Source organism: Halorussus caseinilyticus, assembly GCF_029338395.1.
In the GTDB taxonomy this organism is placed as follows: Archaea; Halobacteriota; Halobacteria; order Halobacteriales; family Haladaptataceae; genus Halorussus; species Halorussus caseinilyticus.
Map to the genome: position 1 here is coordinate 238,405 of NZ_CP119810.1, position 19,833 is coordinate 258,237.

The 19,833-nt window shown below is 67.0% G+C and carries 21 protein-coding genes and 1 pseudogene; 13 read left to right on the forward strand and 9 right to left on the reverse strand.

The window, feature by feature from the left end:
- Positions 1 to 117 precede the first annotated feature (117 nt).
- Together P2T60_RS18655 and P2T60_RS18660 are read right to left on the reverse strand one after the other, a co-directional pair.
- Positions 118 to 669: a DUF192 domain-containing protein gene (locus P2T60_RS18655; RefSeq protein WP_276282263.1), complete on the reverse strand. Its 552-nt coding sequence runs from the start codon at positions 667 to 669 to the stop codon at positions 118 to 120.
- A 34-nt stretch (positions 670 to 703) separates the two neighbouring features.
- Positions 704 to 1,180 carry a DUF456 domain-containing protein gene (locus P2T60_RS18660; RefSeq protein WP_276282264.1) on the reverse strand — a complete coding sequence of 159 codons (477 nt, stop codon included), beginning with the start codon at positions 1,178 to 1,180 and terminating at the stop codon, positions 704 to 706.
- Between the two features lie 174 nt (positions 1,181 to 1,354).
- Between P2T60_RS18660 and P2T60_RS18665 the strand changes: the two genes are divergently transcribed.
- The 4 genes from P2T60_RS18665 (at position 1,355) to P2T60_RS18680 (ending at position 3,988) form a co-directional block, all read left to right on the forward strand.
- On the forward strand, positions 1,355 to 2,245 hold the full coding sequence (locus P2T60_RS18665; RefSeq protein ID WP_276282265.1) for a ParA family protein: 891 nt from the start codon (positions 1,355 to 1,357) through the stop codon (positions 2,243 to 2,245).
- A complete protein-coding gene (locus P2T60_RS18670) occupies positions 2,242 to 2,634 on the forward strand; it encodes a DUF8115 family protein (RefSeq protein ID WP_276282266.1) in 393 nt (130 codons plus the stop codon). Before P2T60_RS18665 ends, P2T60_RS18670 begins: the two co-directional genes overlap by 4 nt.
- A gap of 225 nt (positions 2,635 to 2,859) precedes the next feature.
- Positions 2,860 to 3,249: a hypothetical protein gene (locus tag P2T60_RS18675; RefSeq protein WP_276282267.1), complete on the forward strand. Its 390-nt coding sequence runs from the start codon at positions 2,860 to 2,862 to the stop codon at positions 3,247 to 3,249.
- A 70-nt stretch (positions 3,250 to 3,319) separates the two neighbouring features.
- Positions 3,320 to 3,988, forward strand: a complete 669-nt coding sequence (locus tag P2T60_RS18680) for a hypothetical protein (RefSeq protein WP_276282268.1) — start codon at positions 3,320 to 3,322, stop codon at positions 3,986 to 3,988.
- A 37-nt stretch (positions 3,989 to 4,025) separates the two neighbouring features.
- Here the strand turns inward: P2T60_RS18680 and P2T60_RS18685 are convergent, their stop codons facing one another.
- Together P2T60_RS18685 and P2T60_RS18690 are read right to left on the reverse strand one after the other, a co-directional pair.
- Positions 4,026 to 4,319 (reverse strand): PadR family transcriptional regulator, encoded by a 294-nt coding sequence (locus P2T60_RS18685; RefSeq protein ID WP_137286217.1) that lies wholly within the window; start codon positions 4,317 to 4,319, stop codon positions 4,026 to 4,028.
- Between the two features lie 102 nt (positions 4,320 to 4,421).
- Positions 4,422 to 5,156 (reverse strand): minichromosome maintenance protein MCM, encoded by a 735-nt coding sequence (locus tag P2T60_RS18690; RefSeq protein WP_276282269.1) that lies wholly within the window; start codon positions 5,154 to 5,156, stop codon positions 4,422 to 4,424.
- Between the two features lie 491 nt (positions 5,157 to 5,647).
- On the opposite strand from P2T60_RS18690, the gene P2T60_RS18695 reads away from it, so the two are divergent.
- The 4 genes from P2T60_RS18695 (at position 5,648) to P2T60_RS18710 (ending at position 11,234) form a co-directional block, all read left to right on the forward strand.
- Positions 5,648 to 8,626 carry an FAD-binding and (Fe-S)-binding domain-containing protein gene (locus P2T60_RS18695; RefSeq protein ID WP_276282270.1) on the forward strand — a complete coding sequence of 993 codons (2,979 nt, stop codon included), beginning with the start codon at positions 5,648 to 5,650 and terminating at the stop codon, positions 8,624 to 8,626.
- Between the two features lie 137 nt (positions 8,627 to 8,763).
- Positions 8,764 to 9,042 carry a DUF7521 family protein gene (locus P2T60_RS18700; RefSeq protein ID WP_276282271.1) on the forward strand — a complete coding sequence of 93 codons (279 nt, stop codon included), beginning with the start codon at positions 8,764 to 8,766 and terminating at the stop codon, positions 9,040 to 9,042.
- A gap of 94 nt (positions 9,043 to 9,136) precedes the next feature.
- The gene (locus P2T60_RS18705; protein WP_276282272.1) at positions 9,137 to 9,910 is read left to right on the forward strand and encodes an HpcH/HpaI aldolase family protein; all 774 of its coding nucleotides are present in this window, start codon (positions 9,137 to 9,139) and stop codon (positions 9,908 to 9,910) included.
- A complete protein-coding gene (locus tag P2T60_RS18710; RefSeq protein ID WP_276282273.1) occupies positions 9,903 to 11,234 on the forward strand; it encodes a threonine synthase in 1,332 nt (443 codons plus the stop codon). Before P2T60_RS18705 ends, P2T60_RS18710 begins: the two co-directional genes overlap by 8 nt.
- Positions 11,235 to 11,249: 15 nt before the next feature.
- Here P2T60_RS18710 and P2T60_RS18715 read toward each other — a convergent pair whose 3' ends face one another.
- The gene (locus tag P2T60_RS18715; RefSeq protein WP_276282274.1) at positions 11,250 to 11,489 is read right to left on the reverse strand and encodes a CDGSH iron-sulfur domain-containing protein; all 240 of its coding nucleotides are present in this window, start codon (positions 11,487 to 11,489) and stop codon (positions 11,250 to 11,252) included.
- Positions 11,490 to 11,577: 88 nt separating this feature from the next.
- Between P2T60_RS18715 and P2T60_RS18720 the strand changes: the two genes are divergently transcribed.
- Positions 11,578 to 12,162, forward strand: coding sequence for an NUDIX hydrolase (locus P2T60_RS18720; protein ID WP_276282275.1), 585 nt, complete (start codon positions 11,578 to 11,580; stop codon positions 12,160 to 12,162).
- An 8-nt stretch (positions 12,163 to 12,170) separates the two neighbouring features.
- Here the strand turns inward: P2T60_RS18720 and P2T60_RS18725 are convergent, their stop codons facing one another.
- Complete coding sequence (locus P2T60_RS18725) at positions 12,171 to 13,502, reverse strand: oxidoreductase (RefSeq protein WP_276282276.1); 1,332 nt, start codon at positions 13,500 to 13,502, stop codon at positions 12,171 to 12,173.
- Positions 13,503 to 14,099: 597 nt separating this feature from the next.
- On the opposite strand from P2T60_RS18725, the gene P2T60_RS18730 reads away from it, so the two are divergent.
- Positions 14,100 to 14,579: a cation:proton antiporter regulatory subunit gene (locus P2T60_RS18730; protein WP_276282277.1), complete on the forward strand. Its 480-nt coding sequence runs from the start codon at positions 14,100 to 14,102 to the stop codon at positions 14,577 to 14,579.
- Entirely contained in the window at positions 14,579 to 15,769 is a 1,191-nt protein-coding gene (locus P2T60_RS18735; RefSeq protein ID WP_276282278.1) for a cation:proton antiporter, read from the forward strand. Before P2T60_RS18730 ends, P2T60_RS18735 begins: the two co-directional genes overlap by 1 nt.
- Before the next feature lie 11 nt (positions 15,770 to 15,780).
- On the opposite strand, the gene P2T60_RS18740 is transcribed toward P2T60_RS18735, so the two are convergent.
- From P2T60_RS18740 to trxA, 3 genes are all read right to left on the reverse strand, one after another.
- The gene (locus P2T60_RS18740; RefSeq protein WP_276282279.1) at positions 15,781 to 16,338 is read right to left on the reverse strand and encodes a thioredoxin family protein; all 558 of its coding nucleotides are present in this window, start codon (positions 16,336 to 16,338) and stop codon (positions 15,781 to 15,783) included.
- A 68-nt stretch (positions 16,339 to 16,406) separates the two neighbouring features.
- Positions 16,407 to 16,997 (reverse strand): class I SAM-dependent methyltransferase, encoded by a 591-nt coding sequence (locus P2T60_RS18745; protein ID WP_276282280.1) that lies wholly within the window; start codon positions 16,995 to 16,997, stop codon positions 16,407 to 16,409.
- Between the two features lie 77 nt (positions 16,998 to 17,074).
- Complete coding sequence (trxA, locus tag P2T60_RS18750) at positions 17,075 to 17,503, reverse strand: thioredoxin (RefSeq protein ID WP_276282281.1); 429 nt, start codon at positions 17,501 to 17,503, stop codon at positions 17,075 to 17,077.
- A 1,004-nt stretch (positions 17,504 to 18,507) separates the two neighbouring features.
- Here trxA and P2T60_RS21935 point away from each other — a divergent pair.
- Positions 18,508 to 18,642: pseudogene (locus P2T60_RS21935) on the forward strand (hypothetical protein); the annotation flags it as partial.
- 98 nt (positions 18,643 to 18,740) lie between these two features.
- The gene (locus P2T60_RS18760) at positions 18,741 to 19,427 is read left to right on the forward strand and encodes a hypothetical protein (protein ID WP_276282283.1); all 687 of its coding nucleotides are present in this window, start codon (positions 18,741 to 18,743) and stop codon (positions 19,425 to 19,427) included.
- The last annotated feature ends 406 nt before the right edge of the window (positions 19,428 to 19,833 follow it).

Genomic DNA, 19,833 nt, shown 5'->3' on the forward strand with positions numbered 1-19,833 from the left:
GAATACACCGATAGCTACCCGGTTGCGTCGAAAGAATATACCTCGCGTACCCCTACCCGAGGTATCTTTTGGGTCACACGCACCTCATAAATGCTTTGTGTTCCATCCCTCGCGCGATTACCCGTCGGACTCCACGGTCGGCGGCGCGCCCTCGAAGACGAGTTTCGTCCCCGAACCGACGCCGGTCCGGTTGGCGAACCCGCGCGGGAGTTCCACGACGTACTTCGCCTCGCCGTCGCTCGGGTACGTCTTCAGTTCGCCTGACGTGGCGTTGGGTTGTGGACTCGCGTGTTGGACGTTCAACACGGTACGGTCGGGACCGACGAATATCATGTCGAGCGGAATCAGGGTGTTCTTCATCCAGAACGAGACCGGTTGGGCACTCTCGTAGACGAAGACCATCCCGGTGTCGTTGGCGAGGGACTCGCGGTGCATCAGTCCCGTCCGGCGCTCTTCGCGTTCGTTGGCGACTTCGAGTTCGACCGTGACGTTCTCGCCGTCCTCGACCACGAACGTCGCGTTGACCGTTCGCTCTACGTCCGTCGTCGTCGGTGGCGTCGGCGAGTCGGTCTGTCTACTCGCGTCGTCCGAAGTCGTTCCGCCTACCCCGCCGATGCAACCCCCTAACAGGACCATCGCCCCGACGAGAAGCGCGGCGTGCGTTCGCATGGTACTCCTACTACTTCGCGGTCGGACAAAAAGGTTAGAGCGCGACGACCACGAATCCGACGAGTAGCGAGAGGGTGACGACCAACTGGACGAGCGCCGACCCGAGGACGCCGACTGCCGCGAACGCTCCGGCTCGCGCGCCGCGACCCGCGTCCTGCGTCCGGTAGAACTCCGCCGCGAACACCGTCACCGCCACGCCGACGACGAGTCCGACCGGCCCGGCGACGAACAGGAGCGGGATGCTGACGACAGTCGCCAGCGCCACCGTCTTCGTGGACGCGCCGCCCGCGCCCGCCGCGAGCGCACCGCCGAACTGGTCGGCGACGACGGCGGCGAGTCCGACCAGCGTGAACGCGACCAGCGCCCAGAGTCCGGGGGCCGCGTACCCGGTGGACCACCAGTAGAGGTAGATTCCGGCCAGCGACAGGCCCGCGCCGGGAACCAGCGGTACCACGCTTCCGACGACGCCCGCGAGAAGGATTGCTACCGCGACGAGAAACATCAGGTCCATGACCGTCCTTTCGAACTCCTGTCCGTTAGCGATTCCGGCTATCGTCCCGACGCGGGTTCGGAAACAGAAACGAAAACGGAAACGATACCGTAAACGCCATCGTAAATGTCGTTCTCGTCACACGCGTCTGACGAAGGATTAAGTACTACGTTTGCGTTTGCGCAAACGTAAACTATGTCTCGGTCCATCCGGGCCTGTACCTTCCTCGACAAGGGCGGTACGGGCAAGACGACCACGGCGGCCCACCTCGGGGTGGCGCTGGCCGAACGGGGAAACGACGTGTTGCTCATCGACCTCGCGGGCAAGCAGGGCGACCTCGTGAAGCACTTCGGCCGGTGGGAGACCGTAGAGCGCCAAATCGCGGCGGACGACGACTGGCCGAACATCTCGACGGTATTTCAGGACCAGTGGAGCGCCATCGCCGACAAGTTGGGTGACGCGGCGGTCGAAGACCTGATTCTCGAAACCGACGAGGGCGTGGACCTGATTCCGGCCCATCCGGGTCTCGACAGTCTCGACGCCGAACTCGGCAACATCGACGACGCCCACGACCGCTACTCCCGACTCGACACGTTCCTCGACGAGTACGTCGAACCGCTGGGCTACGATGCCGTACTCATCGACCTGCCGGGCCTGACGAACAACGTCAGCTACAACGGTCTCTGGGCCGCCCGGAACGTCATCGCGCCCGTCGAGATGGGACCGTTCGAGTCCGAACAGGCCGAGGCACTCCGCGCGGACCTCGACAAAATCGGCGCGAACTTCGACGTGGACGTGGAACTCGCCATGGTCCTCCCGAACAAGGTCGATACCCGGACGAAACTCGCCGAGGAGTACTTAGACGCTTTCGAGGAGGCCTACCCCGAAGCGTTCGTCTCCTCGCACGTCCCGGTCAGTCAGGACATCCGGAACGCCGCCGAGTCGGGCCGGACCGCGTTCGCACTCGAAGAGCCATCGACCACGGCCCAACGCGCACGCGAAGCATTCCTAGATAACGCCGAGACGCTGGTCGAGCGACTCGAACGCTCCGAGCGGGCGGCTCCCGCAGGAGGTGAGACGGCGTGAGCGACCCCGAACTCGAAGAACTCCGCCAGCAGACCCAGCGCACCGACCGTCTCGCCGAATCCGCCGGAGTCGAGGAGGGAACCGACGACTTGGTGGAGGACCTCGTGGACGCACTCGGTGCCATCGACTCGGGCGAGCAAGCCAAGACGTTCGCGGCGCGCGACGAGTCGGTGACGGCGCTCCTGACCACCTTGGACGACCGACAAGAGGACCTCGAAGCGGTCGGCACCTCGCTTCAGGGCGAACTCGGCCGCGAAATCGACACGTCGTCGCTCGACCGGAGCGAAATCGTCCGCCTCGCGGTTCGACTCGGCCTGCGCGAGGCGTCCCCGGAGTACCTCGACCTGCTCGCGGAAGCATCCGGCGAGTACGCCCGTCGAAACGTCTGAATCGGCTGTCAATCGGCGTTTTCGAAATCGTTTACAGAATCATTTCCGATTCCGTTTTCGAGTCTGAACGCTCTCCTCGGGACGCCAGCACGTCCAGATGGTAAACGAATTCGTAAACGAAAACGCAAACGATTTCGAAAACGGAATGGCGCGCTACTCCCAGAAAAGTACCATATTTGACATTATTCGCGGAGATTGATAAGCGATGGCGACGTACCACGGGTCGTGAGCGACGACGCGCCGACGTTCGACATCCCGCGTCGCCCCGAGCGCGTCTACCCGCGCGACGGCGGCGTGGAGTACGAGGGTGGAACGGTCTTCCGCCTCTCGCCCGATTCGGAGGTGCCCGAGCGAGAGCTATCCGCGCTGGTAGAGCGCGTCTTGGACGGTGACCGGTACACGTACGGTGACTGGTTCGAACTCCCAGCACCGGTGTATCTGGTCCACGACGAGTGCCACTCGACGGCCTTCCGAGTCGTGATTCGCTCGGGGTGCGTGGAGTTTCACGTCCTGCCGGATACCGCGGAGGCGGCCCTTCGCGGGATGTACTCGCGGCTCTGCGAGACCGGTGGATGCGGGTGGTGCGTCGATTGCGAGACGACTCGGCCCGAGTGACGATTCGGGACTCCCCCGGCGTCCGCCGAGCGCGGTAGCTTTTTATCGTCGCCGGGACACCCCAAACGTAATGACCCTCCCCACGACCGACGACGCCCAGTTACGAACGAGCGACACCGAGGAGGAGATGTGGGACCTCGTAGAAGGCGGCGACCCCGCCGAGGCCCGCCGGACCTACCCGAGCGGGTGGCTCTGGCTGACCGGCGAAGAATCGGTTCGGACGCTCCTCGTGGCGTTGCTCGACGCCGACACCGACGCTCGCTACGGCGTGGACGACCTCGCGTCTCGCTCGGACTTAGACGAGAGCGCCGTCGAGGAAGCCATCGACGCGCTCATCTCGCTCGGCGTGTTGGTCGCCGACGAGGGCGCGTATCGCATCAACGACCACGCAATCGTCTACCACGCGGCGGGCGAACTCTCGGCGGCGGTCGAAGCGACCGGCGCGCCGGACGACGAGACGGGACTGGAGTACCTCGCACGTCTCGAATCGGTGCGCCTGATGCTCGACGCGCTTTTGGAGGCCGACCCCGGCCAGTCGCTCACCCAAGAGGACGTGCATCTCCTGACCGGCGTCTCTCGCAAGCGCGTCTGGCTACACGTCGAGAAGTTAGTGGACCTCGGGGTGGTCGAAGAGTCGGGCGACGAGTACGTCGTCGGCGCGTCGAACTCCGTGATTCGGTTGGTACAGTCGCTCGACGCCGCGGTCGTCGGTGCGACGCTCGCGCCGTCGCACCCATGAGTGCCTCCGAAACCGGGGGTCGCGGTCCGCGGACGGACTACGCGGTCGCTTCCTGCGGGAGGTCCACGTACTGTGACTCCCATTCGCGGCGGGCCTCGATTTCGCGGGTGCCCCGCCGAGTCAGCGTGTAGTAGTTGGTCCGGCGGTCGCGCTGGCCCTTTTCCACGAAGCCTTTGTCAACCAAGGTGTCGAGGTTCGGGTAGAGTCGGCCGTGGTGAATCTCTTTTTCGTAGTACGATTCGAGTTCGTCTTTGATGGCGAGACCGTGCGGTTCGTCTAGCCCCGCGATGACGTACAGCAAGTCTCTCTGGAAGCCTGTCAGGTCGTACATCTTCTCCCCTTTTAGACTAAAATCTTCGTATCGGCAAAAGGATGGTGGCCGTTTCGAAGCCGAAAAAGTGTCACAAGTGAAAGATAGTGGAATCGTCCGACGTTATCGGTTCGAGTCCGTTAAGCATTCCATACTCACCGACTCGACCCACATGTCGGTTACCGCAGAGTCGTCGGTCCGGCTCGCTCGGGGAATGCCAACGATTCTCATTTCGTCGCCGTCCGACACTGTTCCGGTCAGGTCATGTTCGAGCAAGAGGGGCATCTCGTCGGAACCGGTCGGGTCCCGCACGCGCACCTCTTGGGCGTCTACGTACTCGCTGGCCTCTGGTTCGAAAGAGAGGTAGCCCACGGAACTGCACCGCGGGCACTTGGCGTGACTCCGGAACTCCCGGCCTGTCTGGGGGACGTGACGGGTGACATCCTCGCACTTCGCACACCGGAACGCCGCGCGCACGACCTTCGGGCGGGACGGTCCGGTGTCGGCGACGACGCCCCGAGTCGTGTAGAGCCCGTTGAGGTGGGTCGCTCGCAGGTCGGCCAGCGACACTTCGCTCTTGGCGGGAAGGTCGCTGACTCGGAGGTACACGTCCTGTAGTTCGCGGTCGGTCTCGGAGGCGAGGAACCGCGAGAGTGCGGCCTTTCCCGCACGCAGGGCCTCGTCGGGGTTCGACAGCAACGGCCGGACGAATCGGTAGTCGTGGCCGAACCGGTCGCAACTGACCGACAGCGCGCGCTCGTCGGGATAGTTGTCCACGAACCGGCGCACCGACTCGTCGCGGTCGCGGTACACGTACTCGTACCATTTTTCGGTGAGGTCGCCGTTTCGTACTGCCATGGCCCACCGTTCTGCCGCGTCGGTCTTTGTTACACGCCTCCTGCCGGTCGGACGACTGATTTAGCGTAGTCCTATAGTCGCGGCGGCGGGCGCTCGCGGATTCGTTTTCGTTTACGTATTCGTTTACGTATTCATTTTCGGAGACGGAACTGTGCCCGTCGCGGACCGTTCGAGACCGCGGCTGAGAAAGGATATTCGTTCTAAAAGAAATGTATACAGTTCCAAAGCAAATATTTCTCAACCTCTCCCGCGCGTCGAACGGTCGTTGACGACCGTTCGACGCGCGACCGCTGGCCATCCGACGCGAGAACCACTCGACGCGAGGTGACGGTCTCGCCCGCTCGCGCAGTCGCGCGAGCGGGCAGGACTTTTCGAGACGGGCGTCGTGCGAGGTAGGTGTCGTGCGCCCGTCCGAGGTGGCTCCGTTCAGTCGGGACCGTCGCCCGCAACCGAACCCCCAATTTATGGGCGTTGGCGTGGCATGGCGTACCATGTCTTCTCCCCCCGCAGACGCTTCCGACTTCGAGGACTACCGGGAGTCGCTCGGTATCGACGCGCCGGACGACCCGGCCCACGCCGACCTCGCGGCCGACCTCCGGCGGGCGTGCGAGGGCGAAGTCCGGTTCGACGAGTACAGCCAGATTCTGTACGCGACCGACGGGAGCATCTACGAGGCCCGTCCCGCGGGCGTCGTCTTCCCGACCGGCGCGGGAGACGTGCAGGCCGCGGTAGCGGTCGCCGCCGACCACGACGCGCCGGTCCTGCCCCGCGGGGCGGGGTCGTCGCTCGCGGGCCAGTCGGTCGGACCGGAGTGCATCGTCCTCGACCTGTCGCGCCATTTGGACGGGATTCTCGACGTGGACCCCGAGGCGAAGCGCGCGACGGTCCAACCCGGCGTCGTGCAGGACCACTTGGACGCCCACCTCGAAGAGTGGGGGCTGAAGTTCGCGCCCGACCCCGCGTCCTCGAACCGCGCGACGGTCGGGGGCGGCATCGGCAACAACTCGACGGGCGCGCACTCGGTCCGGTACGGCATCACCGACGCCTACGTCGAGGAGTGCGAGGCGGTCCTCGCCGACGGAAGTCGGATTCGCGCCCGCGAGGTCGAACTCGACGGTCCCGAGTGGGACGAGATTGTCGGGGACGACGGCCGGGAGGCCGACCTTTACCGGACGGTCCGCGGACTGGTCGAGGACAACGCCGAGGAAATCGAAGCCAAGTACCCGAACCTCAAGCGGTCGGTGTCGGGCTACAACCTCCACGAGTGCGTTTACGTAAACGAAAACGGCAACGAATGCGTAAATCTCGCTAAGCTGTTCGTCGGCGCGGAGGGGACGCTCGGCGTCGTGACCGAGGCGACCCTCTCGCTGGTGTCGAAACCCGACCGGACCGCGGTGGCGCTCTACTGCTTTCCGGACCTGCTGTCGGCGATGGAGGCGGTGCCGGTGGCGCTCGACTACGACCCGAGCGCGGTCGAACTCATGGACGAGGAGGTCTTCCGGTTGGCCCGCGACTCGGCCGAGTACGCCGAGTACGCCGACCCGATTCCCGACGACGCCGCGGCCGCGCTGATGCTGGAGTTCGACTCGGAGGTCCGCGACGACTTGGCCGACGCGATTGCCGAGACCAACGCCGAGTTCGTCCGCGCGGGCACGGCGTTCGACGTGCTGGAGGCCTACGACACCGACGCGCAGGCGAAGCTCTGGAAACTCCGGAAGGCCGCGATTCCGCTGTTGATGAGCATGGAGGGCGACCCCAAGCCCTACCCCTTCATCGAGGACGCCTCGGTTCCCCCCGCGGAACTCGCCGAGTACGTGCAGGGGTTCGAGGGGGTTCTGGAGGCCCACGACACCTCGGCGGCGTACTTCGCTCACGCCGGGAGCGGCACCCTCCACGTCAGGCCGATTTTGAACCTCAAAGAGTCGAAAGGCGTCGAGAAGATGCAGTCCATCGCCGAGGACGTGACCTCGCTGGTGTCGGACCACCGCGGGTCGTTCTCGGGCGAACACGGCGACGGACTCGCTCGGACCCAGTTCAACCCGAAGCTCTACGGTCCCGAGTTGTGGGACGCCTTCAAGGAACTCAAGACCGCGTTCGACCCCGACTGGCGGATGAACCCCGGGAAGGTCGTCTTCCGCGAGGACGACCCCACGGACATGCGCGAGAACCTGCGCTACGGCCCGGCCTACTCGTCGCTCGAACCCGCGACCACGCAGGACTTCGCCGACGAGGGCGGCTTCTCGCACCTCGTGGAACTCTGCAACGGGTGCGGCACCTGCCGCCAGACCGACTCGGAGGTGATGTGTCCGTCCTACCGGGGGATGGACGACGAGATGGCGACGACGCGGGGCCGGGCGAACATGCTCCGGGCCGCGATTTCGGGCGAACTCCCTCCCGAGGAGATGTACACCGAGCGGTTCCAGAAGGAGGTGCTGGACCTCTGTCTCGGATGCAAGGGGTGTCAGAGCGACTGCCCGACCGGGGTGGACCTCGCCAAACTCAAGGCCGAGGTCAAGCACCGCTACCACCGGCGAGAGGGCGCTGGCCTGCGCGAACGCCTCTTCGCCGAGGCGGACCGCCTCGCGGCGGTGGGGTCCGCGCTCGCGCCAGTCTCGAACTGGCTGGCGGACCTCCCCGGTGCGGGCCTGCTGGCCGAGAAGACGCTCGGGGTCGCGCGCGAACGCGACTTCCCGGAGTTCGCGGGCCAGTCGTTCGCGGCGTGGTTCGAGGCCCGCGGCGGCCCCCGGATTCCCGAATCCGGGGCCGCCGACAGGGTACTGCTCGTTCCGGACGCCTACACCAACTACGTCTACCCCGAGACTGGCCGGGCCGCGGTGCAGGTCCTCGAAGCGGCGGGCGTCCACGTCCGGGTGCCCGACGCCGACCCGAGCGGACGCCCGTCCTACTCCGAGGGCTTTCTCGACGCGGCGCGTTCGCGCGCCGCGTCGAACGTCGCCCGGTTCGCGCCGCGGGTCCGCGACGACTGGTCGGTCGTCTACCCGGAACCCTCCGACGCCGCGATGGTCCGTGACGAGTACCGGGACCTTCTTCCGGACTCGGCGGGGGCCGACCGCCTCGCGGCGAACGCCTACGGCGTCTGCGAGTACCTCGACCTGACGCGGGCCGACGACGCGGTGGACTTCGACGCGCCCGACCAGCGACTCGCGTACCACGGCCACTGCAACCAGAAGGCGCTGGGCACCGACGACCACGCCGCGGCGGTCCTCTCGCGGGCGGGCTACGAGGTGGCCACCCTCGACTCGGGGTGTTGCGGCATGGCCGGTAGCTTCGGCTACCACGCCGAACACTACGACCTCTCCCAGTCCATCGGCGACATCCTCCGGGACCAAATCGCGCAAGTGGACGCCGACGAGGTGGTCGCGCCCGGCGCGTCCTGCCGGTCGCAACTGGAGGCCGAGCGACCCGCCCATCCGGTCGAGAAACTGGCCCGTGCGCTCCCGACTGAGTGAGATTCCGAGTGCAACCGACTGAGCGACAAACTATCGGCGCTCGGACTGTACCATCTGACGGACAGTTCTGATTATCTCTCTTGATAACGACCGGCCGGGTTTAAATCTCCAGCATGTGATAACTCGGACGTAGCGAAATGCAACCGATGGAAGTTGCCTACGTCGTCTTGAGCCTCGCCCTCGTAGTCGCCGGTCTCACTCTCGTCGGTCTCGCGGGCCGCGCGTACCTCGAAACCAGAAGTCGGTCGATGTTCCTGCTCGCCGTCGGGTTCTCGGTGGTGGTCGCCGCGGCGGTGGCGACCACCTTCAGCGCCTTCTTCACCGGGTTCTCGCGGAGCAGACTCCTGTTGACAATCAACTACGCGGTCACGACGATTGGCTACGCCTTCATCGTGACCAGCGTCCGAGCGCAGTAGCGCGATTTCGGTTTTCGGTTTTCGGTTTTTTCGGTACGGGTCGGCGGCTTCGTCACTCCGAACCTACTTGCCGCGCGCCGCCCACGGTTCTCACATGACCGACACCCCGGAGTTCAAGCGACGGCTTCGAGACGGCGGCTCGGTCGTGGGCCACTGGCTCTCCATCGGCCACCCCGCAGTCGCCGAAATCTGCGCCCGCGACGCCGACTTCGCGGTCGTAGACACCGAACACGCGCCGACAGACCTCGAAAGCGTGGCGAACGTCGCCCGAGCAGTCGAGTCCGCAGGGGACGCCGCCGCGCTCGCTCGCGTGGCCGACGACGACCCCGTGCGAATCAAGCGCGTGCTGGACACCGGCGTTTCCGGTGTCTTGGTGCCGATGGTCGAATCGGCGGACGAGGCCCGGCGAGTCGTCGAAGCCGTGCGCTACCCGCCCGAGGGAATCCGAGGAATCGCGGGGTCGCGGGCCAACGACTACGGCCGGGACCTCGCCGAACAGGTCGAACGCGCGGGCGCGGACCTCGTGACGATAGTGCAGGTCGAGACCGAGCGCGCGGTCGAGAACGCCCGCGAAATCGCCGCGGTCGAAGGTATCGACGCTCTGCTCGTCGGTCCCGCAGACCTCTCGGGGTCGCTGGGCGTCTTCGGCGAGTACGACGCCGACGAGTTCCGCGAGGCGGTCGAGTCGGTCCTCGACGCGGCCCGCGCGTCCAACACCCCGGTCGGGACGCTGGCGACCACCGACGACGAGATTCGCCGGTGGGTCGACTACGGTTACGACTACCAACTCGTCGGCGTGGACGCTGGCTACCTAGCCTCGGGGGTCGAACGCGCCCGGAGCGCCTACGACGAAGCGACGGATGATTGACTCCGCTCCGCCGCTGACCTGCTACCGGTGCGGCGCGACGGCCGCGTTCCCCGACCGCAAGCGGTGCGCGTGCGGCGAACCCCTCTGGTTCGATACGGAGGGCGCGGCGGCCGACTTCGCGTGGCCCGACTCGGGAACCGGCGTCTGGCGCTACGCCGACCTCCTTCCGGTCGGGTCGCGCGCTCGTTCGGACTCGCGCGCGACCGAGAGCGCGAGCGCAAGCGAGCGCGAGAGCGCAGACCCGCGAGCGCCCGCGGGCGTCGGCGCGGCCGCGGGCGCGACCCCGCTCGTCCGGGTCCCGACCCTCGACGCCGACGCGGGGTGCCGACTCTGGGTGAAAGACGAGAGCGAGAACCCGACGGGAAGTTTCAAGGACCGCGGGAGCGCGGTCGGCGCGGCGTGGGCCGCCAGTGCGGGCCGCGAGTGGATTGGAACCGTCTCGCACGGGAACATGGCGATGAGCGTCGCCGCCAACGCCGCCGGGGTCGCCGACGGCCCGAACGCCGTCGTGTTGGTGCCCGACGACATCTCCGGCGAGCGACTCGCGGCCATCGCCCGGTACGACCCCACCGTCCTCCGGGTCGCGGGCGACTACGGCCGACTCTACCGCGAGACGCTCGCGTCCGACGCGCCGGTCGAGTTCGTCAACTCCGACACGCCGCTCCGAGTCGCGGGCCAGAAGACCACGGCGCTGGAGGTCTGTGAGGCGTTCGCGTCGGGGGCCGCGACCGAGAAGGAAGCGGAGACCACGGCCGAGGCGCGCGACCCGTCGGGTCGCGCGCCGGACGCAATCGTCCTCCCGGTCAGTAGCGGCGGCCACGCCAGCGCGACGTGGAAGGCCCTGCGCGAGTTGCAGGCCGCAAACCTGCTCGCCGACGACCTGCCGCGACTCTACTTCGTGCAGACGGCGGCCTGCGACCCCATCGCGGCGGCCTTCCGCGAGGGCGCTGACGAGGTGACACCCGACGGCGACCCCGGAGACACCGCGGCTTACTCCATCGCCAACGCCGACCCGCCGAGCGGAACCCGGACGCTCGCGGCGGCGCGCGCGACCGGCGGCGCGGTCCTGTCGGTCCCCGACGACGAGATTCTGGACGCGAAGGCCACCCTCGCACGCCAAGCGGGGTTCTGCGTCGAACCGGCCTCGGCGACCACGCTCGCGGGGATTCGGCGACTCTCGTCGTCGGGCGACCTCTCGGCGGACGACGAGGTAGTCGCGGTGCTGACCGGCACCGGATTCCGCGAACTCGACGCCGACGGACCGAACCCCGACACCGTGTCGCTCGGAGACCTGTCGGGACGACTCCGGGACCTCACCGGGTGACGAGCGACCCCTCGACTACTCGTCGGCGAAGTCGAACCCCTCGATTTCCCGGCGCTCGCCCTCGGGGTCGTCGCCCTCGTACTTGTAGCGCGCGCCGTCGTTCTCCTCCTCGGTGACGCGGTGGGACCCGTCACAGAAGGGGTAGTCCTCCGAGAGACCGCAGAGACACACCGCGATGTCGCCTTTCTCGTCGTCTAAATCGCTCTCGTCTAACTTGAGCGGGCCGGTCGCCTCGTGGGTGACTTCGCGGGACATGCCCGCAGGTAGGGAGTGGCGGCACGTAACGCTGGCGTCGGTCGCGGCGGTTGGCGAACTATTTACGCCGGGCGGTTCGACGGACGCTATGGACAGTCACGACCGCGGTGCAGTTCGAGACGAGGTTCGACGCCGTGCCGACGCAGTTCTCGCTGGCGTCGAGGAACGATGGGGTCCGGTCGAACGTCTCGACGCGCTTACGGTCTCGCCGCTCTCGGAGCGCGACGGCGGGTTTCCCGCGTCCGCCAACGACTTCGAAGACGAGTTCTACCCGTACGCGGCGGGTGCCACAGTCACCGACGACAGGAACCGACTCCTCTGCGTCTACAGTTCCGCGCGTGACGAGTGGGAGACCCCCGGCGGCGGTGGCGAATCGGGCGAGACGCCCGCCGAGACCGCCCGGCGCGAGACGCTCGAAGAGACCGGCGTCGAGTGCGAACTCACCGACGTTCTCTTCGTCAGGACGATGGCGCTCGAACTGGGCGCGCCGGAGACCCTCCCGATTCCGACCGTGGTGTTCGCCGGGCGGCCGGTCGGCGGCGACGAACTCGGCGACGGCGAACTCGCAGACCACGGGGAAGTCGCGGACCTCGCGTGGTTCGGGGCCGACGAACTCCCCGATATTCGGGAGTACGACCGCAAGCACGCCTATCTCCGCTCTCTGAGCGACTGACGGGTGGCCTACTCCCGGTCGTAGGCACCCTCCCGCACCAACTCGCCTCTCTCGGCCAGCACGTTGGGCGTCCGACAGACGCCGTTCGCGCCCGTCACCTGCGGGACGGTGCAGTTGTTGCAGTTCGCACAGACCGCCGCCGCGTCCTCGGCGTCGAGAATCCGGGCGGGAAGTCGCGGTTCGGCGTAGAACGGTCGGCCCATCCCCACCGCGTCGCAGGCGGGCGCGTTCCCGTCGTCCTCCTCTTCGCCGTCCTCGCTGTCCCCCAGTAGGGCGTCCATCTGCTCGCGGGTCCGGACGCCGCCCTCCAGTAGCACCGGCGCGGAAACCGCCTCGCGCACGCGGCGCGCGAGGTCGGCGTTCCACGTGGGTTCGAAGTCGTACTCGAACGCCTCGACTCGGTTGGCGGCCGCGACCAGTGCGGCCTTCCACCGACTGCCGAACGCCGCGACGTACCCCTCGCGGAAGTTCGGGTCGCGCCACGCCCGGTCGGGGAACCGCCCGCGGACGATACTCATGTCCCAGAACGTCGAGACCCGGACCGGGACGAGGGCGTCGTATCCGATGCGGTCGAGGCGGGCGCAGATGTCCACGGCGTCGTCGGCGGTGAGGTGGCGGCGGACGAACGGCGGGGTCTCGGTCTCTGCGGGCACTTTGGCGACGACGGGCAGGTCGCCCGCCCGCGCCCGAATCTCGTCGTACACCGCCTCGAAGAAGCGCACGCCGTCGGCGAACTCGTCGTCTCGGCGGTTGTAGAACGGCGAGAGGAACTGCTGGAGGATGCCCATGTTCGCGCCCGCGAGGTGGACGCCGTCGTAGCCAGCGTCGGCGGCGTTGGCCGCACACCGCCCGAAGTCCGCGGCGAGGTCGTACACCTCGTCGGTCGAGAGGACCCGCACGTCGAAGTCCAGAAACCCGAGGCGGTCGGCGAGACGGAGGGGCCACGGGGGTTCGGACACCGCGAGTTGGGTCGTCTCGGGGTTGGCCCGGCGGTACTCGGCGTGCCACGTCTCCATGCTCCGCAGGCCGCCGTGGTCCAACTGGACGAAGACGCGCCCGCCGTGGTCGTGGATTGCGTCGGTCAACTCCGAGAGACCCGCGGCGAACTCGGGGTCCGCGAGGCTCGTCATCGACGGTGCGACGCGGCCCCCGTCCATGCGGACGGGGGCCGCGCCCTGAAAGACGAGTCCGGCACCGGACGCCGCCGCGGGTTCGAGTTCGGCCGCCAGCGTCTCGGCGGCGTCGGGTCCCTCGCCCGCGCATTCGAGCAACGGCGCGCGATAGAGCCGATTCGGGAGTTCGACGCCGCCGATTTCGAGGGGGGCTTCGAGTTCGGGCACGTTGCGTGGGCGTTCGACGCGTCTCGGGTAAAGTGTTGGGCCGACCGGAAGAGGCGTATTTTTCTATGCTTTAGCAATGTTTCTATTTCTTTAGGAAACCTATAGTTTTCTCGTTCGGGCGTCGGTCCCGTCCTCGGTCGGTCGCTTCGCTCCCTCCCTCGACGCGGTGGCGGTGCGGGAGCGGTTCGATAGCGGTGAGCGAGTCACGTCGCGGCGCGTGCGACGACGTTTACGTTTTCGTTTTCGAAAACGCAAACGTTTTCGCAAACAGCATTTCAGGCGGTCTCTCCGGTTCGCTCTCTCCGCTCACGACCCGACCGAGGCGTCCCGAGCGCACGAGTACCGGAGGAGTTCGACCCGGCGGCGGAGACGCGGGAGCGAAGCGTTCGCGTCGATTGGTCGGCCGAGCGTTCGCGGGGTCGAGTCGGATTTCGGTATTAAGTATTGATTGTTTCCCGCGTCCCCTCGCGCTCTCGCGGGTGCGCGCTCGCAAGCGAGCGCGCACCCGCGAACCCCTCCGGAGCGTCGGACCCGGAGGGTCGGCCTGCACTGGACTCCCGACACACGTTTATGGTCGTCTCCGACGTATCGTGGGGCATGACCGTCTACGAGACGGACGTTCCGGGTGTGGGTCGGAAGTTCGAGTACGAACTCGACGGCGACGACCGTCTCGTCCTCGTCGTCCACCACGACGGCAAGCGCGAGGTGTTCCGGCGTCGGTCCGCCGAGGCCGACAGCGAGAAACTCTTCGAACTCGACGACCAGCAGGCCCGCGAGTTCGGCACCCTGCTGGAGGGCGCGTACTTCCAACCCCTCGATTTAGAGCGCGTGCAGGTCCCCCTCGGCGAGGAAATCATCGAGTGGCACGACGTGACCGCGGACTCCTCGCTGGTCGGCCGGTCGCTGAGCGAGTCGAACGTCCGACGCGAGACCGGCACCTCGATACTCGCGGTCCAGCGCGACGGCGAGACGATTGCCAACCCCGAACCGGACTTCGAGTTCGGCGCGGGCGACGTGGTTGTCGCACTCGGCACTCGCGCGCAACACGGAACGCTCGCGGACCTCGCGTCGAACTGATGGCCGAAATCCTCGTGGAGTTGGGCATCACGTTCACCGCGCTGGCCGTCGCTGGCGCGCTCGCGACCCGCGCGAACCAGTCGGTCATCCCGGCGTACATCCTCGCTGGCGTGGTCGTCGGTCCGAACCCGCCGCTGTCGCTCGGCCCGATAGACCTGACGCTGGTCGCTCACCGGCCGATACTCGACGTGGGCGCGGAACTCGGCGTGGTCTTTCTCCTCTTCTTCCTCGGTCTGGAGTTCAGTCCCGACCGCCTGCTGGCCCGGCCGACCCGACTGTTCGGCGTCGGCGCGACCGACTTCCTCGTCAACTTCGGCGCGGGACTGGCGCTGGCCGCGGCGTTCGGCTTTCCGTTGCTGACAGCGATGTTTCTCGCCAGCATCGTCTACATCTCTTCGAGCGCCGTCGTCACGAAGTCGCTGGTCGAACGCGGGTGGATTGCCGACCCCGAGAGCGACGTGATTCTGGGTACGCTCGTCTTCGAGGACCTGCTCATCGCGGTGGTCCTCGCTATCCTGACCGCGGTGGCCCTCGGCGGTGGCGGCGTCGGTGCCGTCCTCGTCTCGGTCGGGAGGTCCGGGGCGTTCTTGGCGGCGCTGGCGGCCGTCGCGGTCTACGGTACCCCCTACGTCGAGCGACTGCTCTCGGTGGAGGCAGACGAGTTGTTCCTGCTGTTCGCGGTCGGCATCACCACGCTGGTCGCTGGCGAGGCCCTCGTCCTCGGAGTCAGCGAGGCTGTCGCCGCCTTCTTCGTGGGAACCGCCTTCGGCCAGACCGACCACGACGAACGCCTCGAACTCGTGGTGGGTCCCACCCGCGACCTGTTCGCCGCGGTGTTCTTCTTCTCCATCGGCCTAACGACCGACGTGACCGCGTTCCTCGACGTGTGGGTCCTACTCGCCGTCGCCGTGGTCGTGACTTCACTCTCGAAACTCGCCAGCGGCGTCCTCGGCGGTCGGGTCTACGGTCTCAGCAGGCGGCGGTCGCTCCGGGTCGGCGTCGGACTGGTCCCCCGCGGCGAGTTCTCGCTGGTCATCGCGGCGCTGGCGACTACCGCAGGCGCGTCCATCCCGCGGACCGACGAACTCGCGTCGTTCACCGTAGGCTACGTCCTCGTGATGAGCGTTCTCGGAACGGTAGCGATGCAGTACGCCGACGGGGTGACGGCGTTCCGGAGCAGAGAACACTGACGACGCGGCGCTCACTTCCACTTGATGGAGCAACCCCGCGAGGGCATGAAGTCCAAATCGACTTCCTCGCCCGCCAGCACCGCGTCGATGGCGTCTCGGACGTAGATTTCGGTGGGTTCGTCGTCGGGGTTCAACGCGTCGTCGAGTCGGCCGTGGTACGCCAGCGTGAACTCCTCGCCCTCGTTGCGCAGGAGGAACGGGTCGGGCGTACACTCCGCGCCGTAGTCCTCCGCGACTGCTTGGGTGTCGTCCCGGAGGTAGGCGTCGTAGCGAATCCGGCCGTCTTCGACGTACTCGACCATCGCTTCGTAGGAGTCGTCGGGATACTCCTCGGCGTCGTTGGGGTTGATGCCGACGACTGCGGCGTCGTCGTACTCGTCGGCAACGTCGTTCAACAGGTCGAACTTCGCCTGCGCGTACGGGCAGTGGTTGCAGGTGAACACCAGCAGAACGGCGTCGTAGTCGGCGAAGTCCGCGAGGGTGTGGGTCTCGCCATCGGTACCTTTCAACTCGAAGTTCGGGACCGGTTCGTCGCGTTCGATTTTCTCTTGGGACTCTTTCATCACCATGCGCGTGAGTTGGGTCCTGCCGGAAAAATAGGTTCGGGAGTGAAGACGCGGTGTTTCGGGGTCGGACCTCACGCCTGCACGACCACGAAGAACGTCTCGGGTCGCTCGTCGGCCCGCAAGACCTCGAAACCCGCATTTTCGAGGAGTTCGACCGCCTCGTCGCGGTCGTATCGCTCGCCGACCGGGGGACCGCTCTCGCCCTCGCCGGTCGCCGACCAGTCGGCGACGACGAAGCGCCCGCCGTCGGCGAGGACGCGCGCGACTTCGGTCTCAGCGCCGCTTTCGTCCCCCGCGCTCTCGCCGTGGCCGTCGCCCGCGAACTCGTGGAACGTCATGGTCGAGAAGGCGGCGTCGAGTTCGCCGTCGCCGAAGGGCAAGTCGCCGATGTCCGCGGTCACGAGTTCGACGTTCTCGGGCACGCCCTTCTCGCGGTACAGCTCGTGCATCTCGTCCTGTACGTCCACGGCCCGGACCTCGGCGGCGAACGGGGCCACGTCGTCGGTGTAAAAGCCGGTTCCGCTCCCGAGGTCCGCGACGGCCCCGGTTCGGTCGGACCCGAGGGCTAGCGCGACGACCAGTTCCTCGCGCGAGAGGTAGCGATACCGCGAGTCGTCTTCGAGTTTGTCGGCCGACTCGGGGTCGAACGTGTGAAAACCCATCGTCACCGACTCGGTGGCCGACCGCCTTAACGTCTGCGGGATGTGTGCGGACGTTACAAGAGCGCCGGTATCCGTCGTTACTGGGCGTCTTCGCCGTATCGCTCCACGAGGTTCGTCAGGGTTCCCTCGTCCTGCACGCCCACGAGTTGTTCGACCTGTTCGCCGTCGGCGAACAGCACCATCGTCGGGACGCCCCGGACGCCGTACTGCGAAGCGAGTCCCTGATGCTGGTCAACGTCCACTTTCGCTACCGCGGCGTCTGTTTCGGCGGCGACGGACGCCACGATTGGTTCGAGCATATTGCACGGTCCACACCAGTCCGCGTAGAAGTCCACCAGCACGACGCCGTAGTCGGTGGTCACGTCAGAGAACTGTTCGACGCTCTCTACGTGGATGGGTTCGTCCGGCGCGTCCGCACTCTCGCCGTCCCCGGCGTCGGTCTCGTCGTCGCCGAGCATCTGTTCGCGCTTCCGTTCGCGGATGGATTCGAGTTCGTCTTCGCTCATCACCTACGTCTTCTCGTTCTACGGCTTTAACTGTTTTGCACGAGAGGTACAATACTACTGGCTCGTTCGCGTCCGGCGCACACGTGGTGTGCGACCGAGGGCGCGGACGCGTCCGACGACGGAAATCCGGCTCTCCCCGGTCTTCGGCTACTTGATAGAAACGGGGTCAGTAACGCCGGGTTTCCGGCCGCGAACGCCGGGGATAACCGGCGGTAGGGGACTTTCCCTGCCAATAACAATGAGTCGGTCGGTGGTCGTCGGGGTATGGTAGGAATCGCCGCCAGCACCGCCGGGCAGGACTCGCTCGACGCGATGGTCCGGTCGCTCGACGCCGAGGAGTGGTACCGAGTCGAACTGCTCTCGGCGGGCGAGACCGGCCGAGCGAGCGACGTGGGTCTGGCGCTGGTCCACCACGGCGAGAAAGACCCCGGCGGACACGCGACGTGGGAGGGCGCAACCGTCGGCGTCCTCCACGGCGCGATTTCGAATCGCGCCGACCTCGGTCTCTCCCACGCCGAGGTGTTCCGGCGCGTGTTGGACCGGCCGACCGTGACGCTCCCGCGACTCAGCGGCCCGTTCCTGCTCGCGGCGGCCGACCGCGACGGGACGCTCGTGGTCGCCAGCGACAAACTCGGCACGCGGGAGTGTTACCTCGCCGAGACGCCCGACGGCGTGGTGGCGGCCTCGGACCTCTCGGCGGTCGCCGAGCGACTCGACGACCCCGAAATTGACGCCCGGACCGCCGCCGACCTGCTGTCGTTCGGGTTCGCGCTCGGCGACGAGACGCTCGTTTCGGGCGTCGAGGCGTTCTCTCCGGCGAGTTTCCTCCGCGTCAGCGAGGGCGATTCCGCTCCGTCGGTCCGGCGCTACCGGGAACCGTCGTTCTCGCGCCTCCCCGAGGAAGGCTACGTAGAGCGCACGCTGTCGGCCTACCGGCGGGCGTCCTCCGCGAGGAGTTCGGACCGTTCCGGACGTTCACCTACGACTCGAACCCGCCCGACGCCTCGAATCTGGCCCCGGCCCGGCGGGTCGCCGAGACGCTGGGGGTGGACAACGACGTGGTGGTCGAGACGCCCGACGACTTCGCCGAGTCGTACGCCGCGGCGGTCCGGGCCTGCGACGGGATGGTGCCCCACCAGAATCTGTTCGCGCCGTCGTTCGTCTTCGGGGACCTCCACGCGAAAGTTGACGTGATGATGGAGGCCGCGCCGCAGGGCGAGTTCCTCGGCGAGGAGATTTGGACCGCCCACCTCGACGCGCCCTCGGCGGCCGACGCCTTCCGGTCGATGCTCGCCTTTCGCCGGGAGTCGCCGAGCGCGTCCGGTCGGTCCTCGACGCGCCGGTGGACCCCGACCGTTCCATCCGCGAGATGGTCGCCGAGAGTTCCAAATCGAGCGTCCGAAATCGCGTGCTGGACGCGTGGTTCCGCAACTTCCCGAGGAACTCTCACTTCCGGGGCAACGAGGCGGTCCGGAGTCAGGTCGGGATGCGCGTACCCTTCGCCGACGGCGCGTTTCTGGACGCCGTGGCGGGGATGGACCACCGGCGACTCCGCCGAGGGACCGTGCCGCTGACGGGCGGGCGAATCCCGCGTTCGATGTCGCCGCTGAAGCGCGAGGCGGTGTGTCGCCTCGGCGCGGGTCTCGACCGGATTCCCTACGAGCGGACCGGACTCGCGCCGAAACGCCCGCTGGCGCTCCACGACGCCGGGTACGTCGGCAAGCAACTCCGGTGGCAGGTCGCGGGCCGACCCTCCCGGTGGAACGACTGGTACCGCGAGGTGCCGAGGGTCCGGCGGACGGTCAACCGCTGGTTAGACTCGGCCCGAGACCGCCCGCTGTTCGACGGCGACTTCGTGGAACGCTCCGCCGACGGCACCTCGCGGGCGATGCGGACCACTGGGGCCTGCTCTCGGGCGTCCTGAATCTGGGGGTGTGGATGGAGCAGACGGTGGACCGGGGCACCGTTTCGCCGCGTCTGAGCGGTCGGGAGTAGAAATCTTTGGTGTTATTTTAGATATAGATATATTTTCTTTAACTATATTTTTCTTTCTGAAAGGCGGGTTTCGATTTGTTTGCTGTCCGGCGCGCGCTGGCGCGACCGCGTGAGCGTGTCGCGCCGACGGCGCGCGAGGGATGAGCATCGGAGCGACCGGAGGGAGCGAGACGCGCAATCGGTTGGGGAGGGTGTGGCCCGCGGTGGCGGTGCGGTTGCGGTCTGATTGGCTCAAGCCTGTAGCTAGCTCTCCGTTGTTTCCTCGCTCTATCGTGTCTCCATTCTCTCTCGTCTCCCCTGCTCCGGAGTACGACGAGAAGTCACTAGTTTCAGGC

Bases quoted from the DNA above. Each gene is read 5' to 3' on its own strand.
- P2T60_RS18705 (WP_276282272.1), top strand. From the start codon at position 9,137: ATGACCGACACCCCGGAGTTCAAGCGACGGCTTCGAGACGGCGGCTCG.
- P2T60_RS18690 (WP_276282269.1), bottom strand. From the start codon at position 5,156: ATGGCAGTACGAAACGGCGACCTCACCGAAAAATGGTACGAGTACGTG.
- P2T60_RS18655 (WP_276282263.1), bottom strand. From the start codon at position 669: ATGCGAACGCACGCCGCGCTTCTCGTCGGGGCGATGGTCCTGTTAGGG.
- P2T60_RS18720 (WP_276282275.1), top strand. From the start codon at position 11,578: ATGGACAGTCACGACCGCGGTGCAGTTCGAGACGAGGTTCGACGCCGT.
- P2T60_RS18730 (WP_276282277.1), top strand. From the start codon at position 14,100: ATGACCGTCTACGAGACGGACGTTCCGGGTGTGGGTCGGAAGTTCGAG.
- P2T60_RS18715 (WP_276282274.1), bottom strand. From the start codon at position 11,489: ATGTCCCGCGAAGTCACCCACGAGGCGACCGGCCCGCTCAAGTTAGAC.
- P2T60_RS18680 (WP_276282268.1), top strand. From the start codon at position 3,320: ATGACCCTCCCCACGACCGACGACGCCCAGTTACGAACGAGCGACACC.
- P2T60_RS18740 (WP_276282279.1), bottom strand. From the start codon at position 16,338: ATGGTGATGAAAGAGTCCCAAGAGAAAATCGAACGCGACGAACCGGTC.
- P2T60_RS18745 (WP_276282280.1), bottom strand. From the start codon at position 16,997: ATGGGTTTTCACACGTTCGACCCCGAGTCGGCCGACAAACTCGAAGAC.
- P2T60_RS18700 (WP_276282271.1), top strand. From the start codon at position 8,764: ATGCAACCGATGGAAGTTGCCTACGTCGTCTTGAGCCTCGCCCTCGTA.
- P2T60_RS18710 (WP_276282273.1), top strand. From the start codon at position 9,903: ATGATTGACTCCGCTCCGCCGCTGACCTGCTACCGGTGCGGCGCGACG.
- P2T60_RS18660 (WP_276282264.1), bottom strand. From the start codon at position 1,180: ATGGACCTGATGTTTCTCGTCGCGGTAGCAATCCTTCTCGCGGGCGTC.
- trxA (WP_276282281.1), bottom strand. From the start codon at position 17,503: ATGAGCGAAGACGAACTCGAATCCATCCGCGAACGGAAGCGCGAACAG.
- P2T60_RS18665 (WP_276282265.1), top strand. From the start codon at position 1,355: ATGTCTCGGTCCATCCGGGCCTGTACCTTCCTCGACAAGGGCGGTACG.
- P2T60_RS18695 (WP_276282270.1), top strand. From the start codon at position 5,648: ATGTCTTCTCCCCCCGCAGACGCTTCCGACTTCGAGGACTACCGGGAG.
- P2T60_RS18685 (WP_137286217.1), bottom strand. From the start codon at position 4,319: ATGTACGACCTGACAGGCTTCCAGAGAGACTTGCTGTACGTCATCGCG.
- P2T60_RS18735 (WP_276282278.1), top strand. From the start codon at position 14,579: ATGGCCGAAATCCTCGTGGAGTTGGGCATCACGTTCACCGCGCTGGCC.